The 14,274-nt window shown below is 45.7% G+C and carries 13 protein-coding genes and 1 tRNA gene; 8 read left to right on the forward strand and 6 right to left on the reverse strand.

Going from position 1 to position 14,274, the window contains the following annotated elements:
* Nucleotides 1-66: 66 nt before the first annotated feature.
* Nucleotides 67-1,410, forward strand: a complete 1,344-nt coding sequence (gene bioA / locus ACS8E3_RS10600) for an adenosylmethionine--8-amino-7-oxononanoate transaminase (protein ID WP_439244063.1) — start codon at nucleotides 67-69, stop codon at nucleotides 1,408-1,410.
* Nucleotides 1,411-1,446: 36 nt separating this feature from the next.
* Here the strand turns inward: bioA and ACS8E3_RS10605 are convergent, their stop codons facing one another.
* A complete protein-coding gene (locus tag ACS8E3_RS10605) occupies nucleotides 1,447-2,670 on the reverse strand; it encodes an 8-amino-7-oxononanoate synthase (protein ID WP_439244065.1) in 1,224 nt (407 codons plus the stop codon).
* Between the two features lie 162 nt (nucleotides 2,671-2,832).
* Between ACS8E3_RS10605 and bioD the strand changes: the two genes are divergently transcribed.
* Complete coding sequence (gene bioD, locus ACS8E3_RS10610) at nucleotides 2,833-3,567, forward strand: dethiobiotin synthase (protein WP_439244067.1); 735 nt, start codon at nucleotides 2,833-2,835, stop codon at nucleotides 3,565-3,567.
* 90 nt (nucleotides 3,568-3,657) lie between these two features.
* Complete coding sequence (locus ACS8E3_RS10615) at nucleotides 3,658-3,960, forward strand: monooxygenase (RefSeq protein WP_439244069.1); 303 nt, start codon at nucleotides 3,658-3,660, stop codon at nucleotides 3,958-3,960.
* A gap of 118 nt (nucleotides 3,961-4,078) precedes the next feature.
* Here ACS8E3_RS10615 and ACS8E3_RS10620 read toward each other — a convergent pair.
* The 5 genes from ACS8E3_RS10620 to gatC form a co-directional block, all read right to left on the reverse strand.
* A tRNA-Pro gene (locus tag ACS8E3_RS10620) sits at nucleotides 4,079-4,155 on the reverse strand.
* A gap of 108 nt (nucleotides 4,156-4,263) precedes the next feature.
* Nucleotides 4,264-5,766 (reverse strand): Asp-tRNA(Asn)/Glu-tRNA(Gln) amidotransferase subunit GatB, encoded by a 1,503-nt coding sequence (gatB, locus tag ACS8E3_RS10625; RefSeq protein WP_439244071.1) that lies wholly within the window; start codon nucleotides 5,764-5,766, stop codon nucleotides 4,264-4,266.
* Nucleotides 5,767-5,981: 215 nt separating this feature from the next.
* Entirely contained in the window at nucleotides 5,982-6,320 is a 339-nt protein-coding gene (locus ACS8E3_RS10630; RefSeq protein ID WP_439244073.1) for a hypothetical protein, read from the reverse strand.
* Nucleotides 6,321-6,405: 85 nt separating this feature from the next.
* Nucleotides 6,406-7,902: an Asp-tRNA(Asn)/Glu-tRNA(Gln) amidotransferase subunit GatA gene (gatA, locus tag ACS8E3_RS10635; RefSeq protein ID WP_439244075.1), complete on the reverse strand. Its 1,497-nt coding sequence runs from the start codon at nucleotides 7,900-7,902 to the stop codon at nucleotides 6,406-6,408.
* Nucleotides 7,903-7,993: 91 nt separating this feature from the next.
* The gene (gene gatC / locus ACS8E3_RS10640; RefSeq protein ID WP_439244077.1) at nucleotides 7,994-8,320 is read right to left on the reverse strand and encodes an Asp-tRNA(Asn)/Glu-tRNA(Gln) amidotransferase subunit GatC; all 327 of its coding nucleotides are present in this window, start codon (nucleotides 8,318-8,320) and stop codon (nucleotides 7,994-7,996) included.
* A 626-nt stretch (nucleotides 8,321-8,946) separates the two neighbouring features.
* On the opposite strand from gatC, the gene ACS8E3_RS10645 reads away from it, so the two are divergent.
* The 5 genes from ACS8E3_RS10645 (at nucleotide 8,947) to ACS8E3_RS10665 (ending at nucleotide 14,038) form a co-directional block, all read left to right on the forward strand.
* A complete protein-coding gene (locus ACS8E3_RS10645; protein ID WP_025644429.1) occupies nucleotides 8,947-9,984 on the forward strand; it encodes a rod shape-determining protein in 1,038 nt (345 codons plus the stop codon).
* A gap of 145 nt (nucleotides 9,985-10,129) precedes the next feature.
* Nucleotides 10,130-10,984, forward strand: coding sequence for a rod shape-determining protein MreC (mreC, locus tag ACS8E3_RS10650; protein WP_439244079.1), 855 nt, complete (start codon nucleotides 10,130-10,132; stop codon nucleotides 10,982-10,984).
* A 42-nt stretch (nucleotides 10,985-11,026) separates the two neighbouring features.
* Nucleotides 11,027-11,512 (forward strand): rod shape-determining protein MreD, encoded by a 486-nt coding sequence (gene mreD, locus ACS8E3_RS10655; RefSeq protein ID WP_439244080.1) that lies wholly within the window; start codon nucleotides 11,027-11,029, stop codon nucleotides 11,510-11,512.
* A gap of 90 nt (nucleotides 11,513-11,602) precedes the next feature.
* Nucleotides 11,603-12,262 carry a Maf family protein gene (locus ACS8E3_RS10660; protein WP_439244082.1) on the forward strand — a complete coding sequence of 220 codons (660 nt, stop codon included), beginning with the start codon at nucleotides 11,603-11,605 and terminating at the stop codon, nucleotides 12,260-12,262.
* A 132-nt stretch (nucleotides 12,263-12,394) separates the two neighbouring features.
* The gene (locus ACS8E3_RS10665; RefSeq protein ID WP_439244083.1) at nucleotides 12,395-14,038 is read left to right on the forward strand and encodes an Rne/Rng family ribonuclease; all 1,644 of its coding nucleotides are present in this window, start codon (nucleotides 12,395-12,397) and stop codon (nucleotides 14,036-14,038) included.
* The last annotated feature ends 236 nt before the right edge of the window (nucleotides 14,039-14,274 follow it).

Raw genomic sequence — 14,274 nt, forward strand, 5'->3', positions numbered from 1 at the left:
CGTATAGCTTTTATAAGCAGTTACCGCTATATTGTGATAACCCTTTTACAAGCGATTGATGGATTTATGAGCGATAACTTAATAGCTAGAGATAAAACATCTAGATTGGCTACAGACTCTGAGGATACGGATGCGTTTGATCAGCATCACCTTTGGCATCCCTATACCTCGCTGCCACCTGCTTATCCCAACCTGGTCATCGAGCGCTGTGATGGGGTCTATCTGTATACAAAGTCGGACGAACCCCTCATAGATGGTATGTCATCGTGGTGGGCCTGCACTCATGGCTATAATCATCCTGCACTTAATCAGGCCATCAGCGAGCAATTGCAAAAGATGTCTCATGTCATGTTCGGTGGTCTCACCCATCAGCCTGCTATCGATTTAGGTAAAAAACTGCTCTCTATCGTCCCTAATGGTCTTGACGCGATTTTTTATGCAGACAGCGGTAGCATCGCCGTTGAAGTATCATTAAAAATGGCCATGCAATATCAGCTCGCTAAGGACAAACCCGAGAAAAACAAAATTGCTACGACCCGTTCTGGATACTATGGTGATACTTGGCATGCCATGAGCATCTGCGATCCTGTTGGCGGCATGCACAGCATCTATGGCAATCAACTACCGGTACAGCTATTCACAGACAAGCCTATTGATGGTTTTAACAGTGAGATGCCAAAGAGTGCGCGCGCGAAGCTGACTGAGTTCTTTGAGACGAATCATACTCATATGGCCGCTTTTATCGTTGAGCCTATCGTGCAAGGTGCTGGCGGCATGCGTTTTTATAGTCCGCAGTATTTACAACTGATACGTCAGTTGTGCAGTCACTACGATGTGCTGATGATAGCTGATGAGATCGCCACAGGGTTTGGGCGTACGGGTAAAATGTTTGCCTGTGAGCATGCGCATATCTCACCAGATATTATGACCATAGGCAAAGCCCTAACCGGCGGTTATATGACGTTTGCAGCGACCCTATGCCAGCGTGATGTCGCTGATACCATTGCGGGTAGTCCTTATGCAGCTTTGATGCATGGTCCGACCTTTATGGGCAATCCGCTAGCGTGCTCAGTAGCTATTGCCTCACTAAATTTAGTCATTGAGAATGACTATCCTGCTCGCGCTAGAGAAATAGAGAAATATCTACAATTACAGCTCGCTGCAATCGAAGACTATCCTCAAGTAGCCGATGTGCGTATCCTAGGCGCTATAGGCGTGATTGAACTTAATAACAATGTGGACATGCCTACTTTTCAAAAACTGCTCATTACGAATCGAATTTGGGTCAGACCCTTTGGCAAACTGATTTATATCATGCCGCCGATCATCATGACCGAAGCAGAAGTCACCACACTATGTGATCGATTAAAAGCCGTGATTAACCAGTACTTATCTATAAGTAGTGACTAGGATCTTTTGTTCACAGCAAAAAACAACTTCAGTATTTTATAAGAGCGATATTAAACGGTCACAGTCCTGTATTGTGAGATTAGCATTCATAACCAGTCGAATGCGCGCTGTGCCTACAGGGACGGTAGGTGGGCGAATGGGCAGTACATAAAACCCCGCCTCCCGCAGCTGCTTGGCCTTACTTATCGCTTTGTCATTGCTTCCAAGTACATAAGGGATAATAGGTGATTGATAGCTGCTAATCGAGCTACTACTTGTAGACTCAATAGCGTCTCGCACTTGCATCGATAACTGCGCTAGGTGCGTACGCAGAGGATGAAGCGAAGGCATCTTCTCTACGATAAAGCGGGTCCAACTGTGCATAATAGGGGGCAGTGCGGTGCTAAAGATAAAGGAGCGCATTTGGTTGATTAACCACTCTCTCACCTTTTCATCACAGATAATATAAGCGCCTGTTGAGGCAAAAGCTTTGCCAAAGGTGCCGACGAGATAATCTATGTCCTCCAAGGTTTGCGTCTCCTCGCTCAAACCCAGTCCATTATGACCTAAGACGCCGACGGCATGCGCTTCATCGACATAGAGTTCAATTCGGGGATCGCCCGCTTTGAGTTTGACCAAGGCCTTTAAGTCCGCGCGATCGCCATCCATACTAAAGACACTTTCGGTGACGATGATAATGCGTTCAACAGACTTATCTAAGCTGTCAATAATAGCTTTCAGATGCGCTAAATCATTGTGACGATAGCGCTTATAAGTGCACTGCTTGCTACGGATAAGACGGATACCATCTATCATACTTGCGTGTATCAAGTCGTCTGATAGTATACAAGTCTCAAGGGGCAGTTTGGCAAGCGCAGGCAGAATCCCAATATTGGCGTGATAGCCACTGTTGAGCACCAAGATAGACTTGGTGGAGGTTTGACGTTCATCATCTGATAAGGCAAGGTGATACCACTTGAGTAAGTCTAGTTCGAGCAATTGCAACTGCTCGTGATTACCTGTAAGCAGACGCGAGGAAGTCGAGCCCATTTTGGGTAGCTGCGCCGCAGGAAGCGCTTGCAGCTGAGCCAAAAACTCGCTCTGCAAGCCAGTGTCATTGCCTAAACCTAAGTAGTCATTGCTGGAGATATTTAGCAGGGATTGATTATCAGCGATGATGCACTGATCTTGATGCTTAATGTTAGGAAGTTGTCGATACTGATCGTTAGCACGGAGCATATCTAAGTGATCATTGACGCAGTCAAGCGTGGGTCTGGTCATAACAGCAATCCTACATTAATTTAAAGGTTATTTGATTCTAGTATTAGCATCAGTAGTCACTAGATTTTGGCTACTACAATGATGCCGCTAGTCATTCTAACGGTATATTGTCATCAATAAAATGCTAAAATTTTATGCGCTTCAAAATAAGGATTGATAACTATGACGGTACTATTCATCGGTGGTATAGATACCGATATTGGCAAAACAGTAGCGACAGGGCAGTTGGCCAAAACTTTGCACGAGCAAGGGAACAAGGTCATCACGCAAAAGCTTGTGCAAACAGGGTGCTCCAATATTGCAGAGGATATCATCGCCCATAGAAGTATGATGGGTATCCCTCTACAGACAGTAGATAAGGAGGGGACGAGTTGTCCTTACGTCTTTAGCAAGCCTGCCTCGCCGCACTTATCATCCGCGCTTGAGCATACGGTGATCAACCCTGAGCTTATCACAGCGTCGACCAATGCACTGCTAAAGGATTACGATATCGTACTGTTAGAGGGTGCTGGCGGGCTTATGGTACCTATTACCGATACGTTACTAACCTTGGATTATATCGCCGAGCAGGGTTATCCTGTTGTTTTAGTTAGCTCTGGCAGACTTGGCAGTATTAACCATACGTTACTGAGCATTGAGGCCATAAAAAGCCGCTCATTGACCCTACATGCGCTGATATATAATCAGTGGCAGCCTGACTCAAGCTATCCAAAAGATAATGAGATTGTCGATAATACCAGACAGTATCTATATGAGTATTTGCAAGCTAACCATCCGCAAAGCTACTGGGTGGATTTACCGGATAGCTCATCCGATCTACATGCCCAAACAGCCGATACGGACATCAAAGCTGATACAGAATTTTCACTCGCGAACTACGCGCAAGTATTTAAATAGAGTGCTATAACGCTATAGTCCTTTTATATGGTTGAGCATGCTTTATGATAGAGTAATAAGCTTGAGCATCAATAAATAATGGAGCGAATTATGCAGTACCTTTTACAAATGGATTTTCCGTACAGTGGCCCTTTTGGTGATGAGTTTTATACGCAAATGAAGGACTTGGCTGGCGACATCGCGACTGAGAGTGGTCTGGTCTATAAGCTATGGACAGAGAACGAAGACACGCAAGAGGCCGGCGGAATATATGTGTTTGATAATTTAGAGGACGCTAATAGATATCAAGCTAAACATACTGAGCGCTTAGAGTCGTTTGGCTTTAATGGTATTCGCGCCAAGACTTTTATTATTAATCAGGCATTGAGTAAGATAACCAAAGCACCTGTTTAGCATGAATTTTGTCTCTTACACCCATTTTTATGTCTAGAAACTAGCGATTCAAAATCCAAACACAAAAAAAGCCAACCATTGAAAACAATGATTGGCTTTTCTGTCTAACTATTGTGTTTGGTCGGAACGGCAGGATTTGAACCTGCGACCACTACACCCCCAGTGTAGTGCGCTACCAGACTGCGCTACGCCCCGAATGACTGCTATTCTACCCAAATTTCTTTAGATTGCAAGAGCTAATTGTTACGGCCCATTATTACCCCTTAATTGCGTTTATAACAGTCATTGTTCTCTGATAAGGCACTAACCCAACAGCTCTTTTAGGATCTGATTGACCTGTTGCGGATTGGCACTTCCGCGACTGGCTTTCATAACTTGCCCGACCAGACCGTTAAAGGCTTTTTCTTTACCGCCTTTATATTCATCGACCATCGCTTGATTATTAGCGATGACTTCTTCGACGATAGCTTTGATCGCGCCAGTGTCAGTCTCTTGCTTAAGACCTTTATCCTTAATGATTTTATCCGCCGCATCATCGCCATCGCCACCTTCACGTGCGTACAAGGCGCTAAAGACTTTTTTGGCGAGTTTACCTGATAAAGTATCATCGAACAGTCTTGCAAGCAGTCCTGCCATTTGCTTAGCACTGATAGGGGAGTCAGTAATATCCGTATCATCTTTATTCAAAGCGCCGAGCAAATCGCCCATGACCCAGTTCGCCGCAGTCTTGACATTGTCTTGACCGACCTCACTAACGACGGCTTCGAAGTAATCAGCAATCTGACGGCTACCGGTCAAGATACGCGCATCGTATTCAGACAGCTCAAGCTCGCTTTCGAACCGGGCTCGACGGGCAACAGGCAGCTCAGGCATAGCCGCTTTAATCGCATCGACAGTGGCTTGCTCGATACGTACAGGCAGCAGGTCAGGATCAGGGAAATAGCGATAGTCGTTGGCATCTTCTTTGGTACGCATAACGCGGGTTTCGTCTTTTTCAAGATCGTAGAGCATAGTGGCTTGTACGACTTTACCACCGTCCTCGATAATATCGATTTGACGCTCGATCTCACGAGTGATAGCGCGCTCGATAGAGCGAAACGAGTTCAGGTTTTTCAGCTCAGTACGGGTACCAAGCTCACCGCCCGGCTGACGCACAGAAACGTTACAGTCGCAGCGGAACGAGCCTTCTGCCATGATAGCGTCTGAGATGCCAAGCCAAGTCACTAGTTGATGGATGGCTTTGATATAAGCCAAAGCTTCGGCCGCTGAGCGCATATCTGGTTCAGAGACGATCTCGATCAATGGCGTGCCAGCACGGTTAAGATCGACGCCAGTCATACCAGGGGCGGCATCATGGACAGACTTACCGGCATCTTCTTCTAAATGCGCGCGAGTGATGCCCATACGCTTGGGGTACTCACCCTTTTCGCCTTCATTGACCACTACATCGATGTAGCCTTTGCCGACGATAGGATTGGCCATTTGCGTGATTTGATATCCTTTAGGTAAGTCGGGGTAAAAATAGTTTTTACGATCAAAGGTATTAAATAGTCCTAATTCTGCATCGACACCGATACCGAACTTCAAGGCGCGGTCGACGACACCAGTATTCAGAACAGGCAATACCCCAGGTAGGCCTAGATCAACGATACTCGCTTGCGTGTTTGGCTCATTACCAAAGTCAGTGGGGGCGCTAGAGAATATTTTACTGTCGGTATTAAGCTGACAGTGAATCTCAATACCGATGACGACCTCAAAGCCGTCGACGAGCAATTCTTTACGAACTGCAAATTCTGTCATTTCCATCATAAAATCCTATCGAAAAAATTTAAAATAAAACAGCGGTATGCTAAAAAAGTAATCTATATTTATGATAGCTAGCGATGATAACAATATTCATAATCGCTTATTTTTGCTTGTCATTACTTAGCCAAGCTAGCGCAGAGTATGTTTTATGCACTATACAAGCGCTGCTTCGACAAGTAGTAAACCTTACACTAGCTCTGCTTTATAAACAGACTTTAATAGCTATTCATCAGTTGGGTATAAGTATCTGAGAAAATCTCGCTATCTCCGCCACTTTGATAAAAAGCAGGGATAATGTAGCTTACCAAGATCTTAAAATCGCCTTGAAGATACAGATGACTTACCAAAGGTTCAGCTTGTTTCGCATCACCTTCTTCAAAACCATAAGGGGCAATCATCTGTTCAAACTTGCTATAAAACTTTTGGAAAAATTCTGGACTATCTTCAAAGTTTTTATCAAAGAATGCCTCTAACTTTTTTAGCTCAGCCTGTAAGCTATTGGCTTGGTCATTATCTAAGCCGTGATCTTGTTTCAACATATCGATAACAGTCATCTTATATCCTTATTAGAGTCCAGTTTTTAATCTTGCGAGACCAAGTAGTCTTATACAGTAAGTGATTCAATCGTCAACAGTTAGCTTATGCGTTTTTCTTAGCGATAAGCGAATGCTGTAAATGATGATCGGTATGTTGTTGGAAGAGATGCGCGGTGCTCAGCAGTTTGCTCTCTTGCCAATACTGACCAATGAGTTGTAGGCCTACAGGTAACCCCTCAGAGGTTAGACCTACTGGTTGGCTAAGCGCTGGCAAGCCTGCCAAGTTGACCCCAATAGTATAGACGTCACCTAGATACATAGCGGCTGGATCTAGATCATCACTGAGCTTATATGCAGCGGTCGGTGCGGTTGGACTGGCGATAACATCACAATTAGTAAAGGCTTTTTCAAAGTCCTCAACGATCATACGGCGTACTTTTTGTGCTTTGGTATAATAAGCATCGAAGTAACCCGCTGATAGCGCGTAAGTGCCAGTCAAGATGCGGCGCTGCACCTCAGGGCCGAAACCTTCAGAACGCGTACGCGTATAAAGATCAGTGAGATCCTTTGGATCCTCGCAGCGATAGCCAAAGCGTACGCCATCGAAACGCGATAGGTTAGAGGAAGCCTCAGCCGGAGCGAGCATATAATAAGTCGCTAGCGTGATATCAGGATTGGTAATGTTAACCTCTACAATTGTCGCGCCTAGCTCTTCGTATTGTTTTAGGGCAGCGCGTACGGTTTGTTCGACCTCTTTATCTAAGCCTTCGGTGAAGTATTCCTTCGCGACACCGATCCGTAGTCCGGCAAAAGGTTTGTCGCCAGCAGCAGCTTCGGCATCTTTGATATCTTGCACATAATCTGGAATATCGTGTTTGACTGAGGTGGCATCACGCTCATCAAAGCTGACCATCGGCTGCAATAAATAAGCACAATCTTGGGCGCTGCGGCCCATCGTACCGGCTTGATCTAAGCTTGAAGCATAAGCAATCATGCCAAAGCGCGAGACGCGGCCATAAGTCGGCTTGATACCGGTTAAACCACAAAACGATGCCGGCTGACGAATAGAGCCGCCAGTATCACTAGCCGTTGCCATAGGCACAAAGCCTGCCGCTACTGCTGCTGCACTACCACCAGACGACCCGCCAGGAACGCGCTCTAGATTCCAAGGGTTTTGTACCTTGCCATAATAAGAGCTGCTATTGTCTGAGCCCATCGCAAACTCATCCATATTGAGCTTACCTAAATTAATCATCCCTGCCTCGCGGATATTGCTAACGATAGTGGCATCATAAGGCGAGATAAAGTTATGCAACATTTTTGAGCCGCAAGTAGTGAGCACACCTTGGGTACAAAAGATATCTTTGTGCGCCATCGGTACGCCTAACAAGGGACGCTTATCGCCTTGCGCGCGGAGCTCGTCAGCAGCGCTTGCTTGCGCACGAGCGCTGTCAAAGGTAGTGGTAATGAAGCTATTGATCTGACTATCTAAGCTTTCTATGCGCTTGATGTAGTGATCGGTTAATTCCGCGCTGCTGAATTGTTTGTCCTGCAAGCCTGTAATTAGCTGCTCGGTGGATAAGAGATGCATCTCAGACATAAGGTGTCGTCCGTTATAGTTATAAAGCTAATGAATATAAAGCTAAATGAGAAATAAAAGTAGAAGGGCCTAATAAGCTGGTATCTATAAGCTATTCAATGACTTGCGGTACGAGATAGAGCCCATCTTCAACCGCCGGTGCCATGGACTGGTTGCGCTCGCGATCGATATCATGCTTGGCGACATCGCTCCGCAGCGCTTGGCAGACTTCATGAATATTAGATAAAGCCGTAACGCCTGTGGTGTCAACGCTGCCTAAAGTCTTCATTAAACCTAAAACCTTACTGATATCTTCAGCGTAGCTGCCAGCGGTGTCTTTATCCACTCCTAAACGTGCTAAGGTAGCGATTTCTAAAATCTCTTCACGGCTCACATGGTCGTGATCAATAGAGGTTTTGTCGGGTGCTTGCTGTGACATAATTTCTCCAACGGAAAGTAAAATAGTAGATAGGGTTGCTACTCCTTGATAAGTCTCATTAATAAGAGAAGCTTACCAGTATTCAAAAGTTTAAAGGGGTAGCTGATGAGTGATAGTCATATGAGTGTTATTATAAAGCATCTAACCTAAGTTTACAGAGTAGAGGCGCACATTAGCCACCAATTGACCACAATGTATTGACGGCTTTGCACTAAACCAGATCTTTATTTCTAATATTATGGTCATTATTGCTACTGCCATTTCATCATAGCTTAATGAGAGGCCGTTTCAGCTATAAATCTGTTGTTATGGGTGTAGCGTCATAATAAAAACTAGCATACAGAGGAGACACCTTGTATCTTAGTTACAGCAATCATCAACGGCATCGCTTTAGTTTCTGTAACAAATTCTAGCATTTAAGATGTTATTTATTGCTTCACTCCTGTAAATACCCATGTTTTTTCCGTCCTAAATCGGTATAATTTAGCCCACTTTCACCTTTGTAGTTTAGGGCCCTCTTGTTGCACAGGTAAGCTTTCGTTACCATAGGCGGTAAATGCTGATCTTGTAATACTAATAAGTAGGCCTTAGCCGCCTCATTTGCCTTCATTTGTAAGACGCTGGATATAATAGTCATGAACCTGTTTGGATTTTTATCAAGTAACATCGCCATTGATCTTGGCACTGCCAACACCTTAATTTTTATCCCTAATAAAGGGGTAGTGCTCGATGAGCCGACGGTCGTTGCTTTGCGCAGCAATCGCACCCAAAATCCGACGGTTGCCGCCGTAGGTATCGATGCCAAGCAAATGCTAGGTCGAACACCGGCGAATATTACCGCTATTAGACCCTTAAAAGACGGCGTCATCGCTGATTTTGAAGTGACACAAAAGATGCTCAAGCATTTTATTACCAAGGTAAAAGCCAAGCGCTTTTTGGCCCAACCCAATGTAGTCGTTTGTGTGCCTTGCAAATCTACCTTAGTAGAGCGCAAAGCGATTCGCGAAGCGGTATCTTCAGCGGGCGCAAGTAAGGTGTTGTTGTTAGAGGAGCCGATGGCGGCCGCTATTGGCGCAGGCATGCCAGTTCATGAAGCAAGCGGCTCTATGGTGGTTGATATCGGTGGCGGCACCACTGAGATTGCGGTTATCGCGCTATCTGGCTGTGTTTATGCCGAATCTATCCGTATTGGCGGTGATATCTTTGATGAAGCGATCATCACTCATGTACGCCGTACTCACGGCTGCGTTATCGGTGAAACGACTGCCGAGCGCATCAAGACCGAAGTCGGTTCAGCGCTTAATGAAGAAGAGCAGCTAGAAGTAGAAGTTCGTGGCCGTAGTATGGCTGAAGGAGTGCCAAAGACATTTACGATCAATTCGCAAGAGATTCAAAAGGCGCTAAGCGATCCTTTGAGCGGTATCGTCAGTGCAGTAAAAGCCGCGCTTGAGCAGACGCCGCCTGAGCTATCTTCAGATATTGCTGAGCGCGGTATTGTGTTGACCGGTGGCGGTGCTTTGCTGCGCGATTTGGATAAACTCGTCTCTAGAGAGACTGGCTTACCAGTGACGGTCGCTGAAGATCCGCTGACTTGTGTCAGTCGCGGCGGCGGTATGGCGCTTGATTTTATTAATAATAAAAGCTTGAACATGATCTTTGTCTAAACGCCTGAATAAATGAGTAATCATCGTTAGCATAACCTCATTAGATTTATTGATAAAGGCGGTCACTAAGACGGCCTTTATTGCTATTAGCTCAGCAAACCTCAAACGCTTAGAACTTTATACTCTTTAAAAAGCTAGATCTTATATGACTCCAAGTATTTTTGCTCGTCAGCCTTTGTCATTACGCATCACTGCTATCGCTCTGATAGTGGCTTTGGTTTTGATGTGGTTTGATAGTAAAAACCCAGAGTGGTTTAAGCCGATACGCGATACTAGTCATGCCTCTATGCAGCCGATTTACCAGTCAGCGATATTACCAAGTTATGCCAAACACTGGGCGAGCGGCAGTTTGGAGTCAAAAGAATCACTGCGCCGCGAAAACGTGCAACTCAAGTCGCAGTTGCTGCATGCGCAGGCTAAGCTACAACAGCAAGATTATATTCTGGCGCAAAACGCGCGGTTGCAAGGTATTTTATCGACCACAAGGCCCGAACAGTTCGATCTCAATCTTGCACAAGTTATCGGCACCGATACTAACCTGCTCAAGCAAATCGTGGTGATTAACAAAGGCGAGCGCGATGGCGTCCAAGTGGCACAGACGGTCATCGATGAGCATGGCATATTAGGGCAAGTTATCAATGTCTATCCTAATACTAGCCGCGTATTACTCATTAGTGATGAGCAGCAATCAGTGGCAGTGACGGTCAAGCGCACCGGTCAGCGCGCTATCGTTACGGGCGTAGGTTTGCCTACTTCTTTGAGTCTAAACTATGTATTTAAAACCTCAGACGTGCGCGTTGGTGATGTGCTGATATCCTCAGGACTTGGCGGCCGTATTCCAGCGGGCTACCGCGTCGGTACGATTGCCCATATCGAAGACACACAAGCGGATAACTTCAAGAGTATCAAGGTAACGCCCGCGGCCAATTTTGTTGATAATGCTTATGTCTTAGTGCTGCAGGATAAAGAGCGCCCTATTAATCAGGCAGCTAGTAATTAACCAGTCAGCAATCATCGCTAAGCTTTTGCACAGGTAGTACTTATGGCGTATCCGGATTCTGAACACCCTACTGGGCTATTGATAAGCGCTATGGTTTTGAGCTTCATAGTAGCTTCATCGCTTAGCGTCTATCCTTTGAGCCAGTATTTGGCAACGCTACGACCTTTGTTTATGGTGATGGTGCTTATTTTTTGGCTATTATTCCAGCCACGCTACGCTGGGGTTTTTCTCGCCTTTGCTGTGGGTCTTATCGCTGATTTATTGACCGATAGCCTTCTTGGACAGCAGGCTTTTGCCGCTGTCGTAGTCGCTTTTACGATTAAAATCTCTAGTATTTATCTTAAGCAGTTAAATACGCTTAGCGCTTGGATAATTGCTGGTTTAAGTTTATTCATATTTCAATTGACTCTGTGGCTATTACAAATAATCACCCAAAGCACTTTTGTCGCCCAGTCCGCTTTTTCATTAGTGTTAAGTATCATTAGCTGGCCATTGGTACTCTTAGCTTTACGCAAATTTACTCGTTAAGCTTAGTCATAGGTTTATAAACTAAGCCTAACTATAAGCTTTTGAGACTTTATAAATCCTCGCCTTTATCAGTAAATCTTTAAGTATATTATGTCTAATATCATTTTAGCGTCTGGCTCGCCGCGTCGTCGTGAGCTGCTAACTTTGGCTCAATTGAGCTTTAGAACCATGAGCGTCGATATCGACGAGACCCCTTTCAGCGATGAGCTGCCCACCACTTATATAGAGCGTATGGTCAAAGACAAGTCTGATGCGGCTATTGAGCAGTTGAATTTACAGCTAGCAGCTAGTGCTGAGCGTGCGGACTTTTCAAGTTTGCGTACGGCTATTGTGTTGACCGCAGATACCATTGGCGTGCTAGCTGATGGCAAAACAGTGTTGGTCAAGCCAGTCGATCGCGCTCATGCTCATAGTATGTGGCAGCAGATGTCGGATAGCACTCATCAAGTCTGGACCGCGGTACGCGCGGTCAAGGTGCAGCTCATTAATGCGGGTAGAAATGAAGCGCGGTGGCAGATCATAGCAGAGCAGCAAATTATGGAAAGTACCGATGTCAGCTTTATCCCATTGACTAGCGCGATGATGGATAGCTATTGGGATAGCGGTGAGCCAGCAGACAAAGCGGGTGGTTATGCTATACAAGGATTGGCAGCCGCTTGGGTCACCCGTATCAATGGCAGTTATACTAATGTGGTAGGCCTACCTTTGGCGCAGACCTTAGCAGTGATTGACCAGCTGCAAGTCAGCTAAGAGAAGCAAACTCACATAATGATACGGCAGGGTAGTGGGCAGAAGAGTGTGCTATTTGCTACACTATAAATCTTTAAAGAGAGTCACTGTCAATAAAGCTGTGTCATATAAGACCATATAAGAAGAGGCATTATGTCTGAAGAGCTGCTGATAAATGTTAGTCCGATGGAATCACGCGTAGCAGTTATGGATAATGGGGTACTCAGTGAGATCTACATTGAGCGCCATCATAAACTTGGCTTAGTTGGCAACATCTATTTAGGGACAGTGGTACGGGTACTACCTGGCATGCAGGCTGCTTTTGTCGACATTGGCCAATCGCGCACCGCTTTTTTGCACGTCAATGACATGCAGCGTCCTCCTAGATCTATAAGTAAAAGCGAGCTTAGCCACAAGGCAAATCCACAAGCGAGTGATAACCAAACGACTAGCACGCTTAAGATGCAACAAGACAAAGCTGAAAGCTTAGTGTCGACACTCGCTGCAACGCCGCCGGTAGTAAGCGCTGAAAGCACAGAAGTCAAAACCACCGAAATCGTTTCAGCGGCTAGCCAAAACCTCATTCAACATCGCCTGCACGAAGGTCAACGCATTTTAGTGCAAGTCACTAAGGATCAGCTGGGTAGTAAAGGCGCACGCCTCACCACTAACATCTCTTTGCCGTCGCGTTATTTGGTGTATTTGCCATCCAGTGATCATATCGGCATCTCCCAGCGTATCGATGGCGAGGAGGAGCGTACGCGCCTAAAGACTGAGCTGACTTGTCTGATGCAAACAGTCAATCTGCAAGGTGGTCTGATCGCTCGTACTGCCGCTGAGCGCGTCCCGGTAAATAAGCTTGAAGAAGATATCTACTATCTGTTGCAGCTATGGCGTACTATTGGTGCCCGCCGGCAAGAAATGAGCCATCATCAAAGCTCGGAGCTGATTTATCAAGAGCTGTCATTGCCGCTGCGCTCCATCCGTGATTTAGTCCATATCGATACCGAAAAGGTCATTATTGATAACGCGCAAATCTACGCGCAACTGCGTCACTTTGCCAAAGAGTTTGTGCCTTTTGTTTATGATCGCATAACTCATTATACCGCTGAGCCGGCCTTGTTTGATGTACACCGTGTTGAGGATGACTTAAGTGACGCCCTTAAACGCCGGGTGAATCTAAAATCAGGGGGCTATCTGATTATTGATCAAACTGAGGCGATGACCACTATCGATGTCAATACTGGCTCTTTTGTTGGTGGTAGATCGCTTGAGGATACCGTTTATAAAACCAACCTAGAAGCTACGCACGCAATAGCACGTCAACTGCGCTTGCGTAACTTAGGCGGTATTATCATTCTTGATTTTATTGATATGCTTGAGCAAGAGCATAAGGATGATGTCCTAAGTAGCTTACAGCAGCAATTGACCGAAGATTATGCCAAAACTAATATCACCCAAGTCAGCGAGCTGGGTCTGGTGGAGATGACCCGTAAGCGCACCCGTGAGTCATTAGGCCAACAGCTGTGTGAGCCGTGTGCCACTTGCGAAGGACGCGGTTTTGTCAAAACCGCTGAGACCGTCTGCTTTGAGATATTTCGCGAAATTATGCGCTGCGCGCGCACCTACAACTCACCAAAGAAGTTCACCGTCGTCGCTCATGCAGCAGTGATCGACTTACTGCTAACCACAGAGGCCGATACTGTCGCTGATTTAGAGTATCTACTAGGCCGGGTCATTACCTTTGAGGTGGAGAATTTATATACTCAAGAACAATACGATATTGTTTTGGATTAATATTACCCTTGCAATGAGCGACAAGGTGTGTATAATACACACCACTGAATTATAAGCATCCGCCTAAGAAAAAAGCGGCTGCTATGACAGCTAGAGCATCGTTTCTAGCACTATTTCATTATGGCTTTGCTGATTTTCCGATAACTGGAAGAGTCGGCGGGGCTTTAAATTATTTTGCTTTTGGCACGCTGCTGGTTCTCTTCAAGAGACAATTCTGAGATAGAATGGGAAGCCGC

It is taken from the genome of Psychrobacter sp. 2Y5 (genome assembly GCF_051847375.1).
Classification (GTDB): Bacteria; Pseudomonadota; Gammaproteobacteria; order Pseudomonadales; family Moraxellaceae; genus Psychrobacter.

What these genes read in the sequence shown, in the direction of transcription:
- bioA (WP_439244063.1), top strand. Translation starts at nt 67, where the DNA reads ATGAGCGATAACTTAATAGCTAGAGATAAAACATCTAGATTGGCTACA.
- ACS8E3_RS10605 (WP_439244065.1), bottom strand. Translation starts at nt 2,670, where the DNA reads ATGACCAGACCCACGCTTGACTGCGTCAATGATCACTTAGATATGCTC.
- bioD (WP_439244067.1), top strand. Translation starts at nt 2,833, where the DNA reads ATGACGGTACTATTCATCGGTGGTATAGATACCGATATTGGCAAAACA.
- ACS8E3_RS10615 (WP_439244069.1), top strand. Translation starts at nt 3,658, where the DNA reads ATGCAGTACCTTTTACAAATGGATTTTCCGTACAGTGGCCCTTTTGGT.
- gatB (WP_439244071.1), bottom strand. Translation starts at nt 5,766, where the DNA reads ATGGAAATGACAGAATTTGCAGTTCGTAAAGAATTGCTCGTCGACGGC.
- ACS8E3_RS10630 (WP_439244073.1), bottom strand. Translation starts at nt 6,320, where the DNA reads ATGACTGTTATCGATATGTTGAAACAAGATCACGGCTTAGATAATGAC.
- gatA (WP_439244075.1), bottom strand. Translation starts at nt 7,902, where the DNA reads ATGTCTGAGATGCATCTCTTATCCACCGAGCAGCTAATTACAGGCTTG.
- gatC (WP_439244077.1), bottom strand. Translation starts at nt 8,320, where the DNA reads ATGTCACAGCAAGCACCCGACAAAACCTCTATTGATCACGACCATGTG.
- mreC (WP_439244079.1), top strand. Translation starts at nt 10,130, where the DNA reads ATGACTCCAAGTATTTTTGCTCGTCAGCCTTTGTCATTACGCATCACT.
- mreD (WP_439244080.1), top strand. Translation starts at nt 11,027, where the DNA reads ATGGCGTATCCGGATTCTGAACACCCTACTGGGCTATTGATAAGCGCT.
- ACS8E3_RS10660 (WP_439244082.1), top strand. Translation starts at nt 11,603, where the DNA reads ATGTCTAATATCATTTTAGCGTCTGGCTCGCCGCGTCGTCGTGAGCTG.
- ACS8E3_RS10665 (WP_439244083.1), top strand. Translation starts at nt 12,395, where the DNA reads ATGTCTGAAGAGCTGCTGATAAATGTTAGTCCGATGGAATCACGCGTA.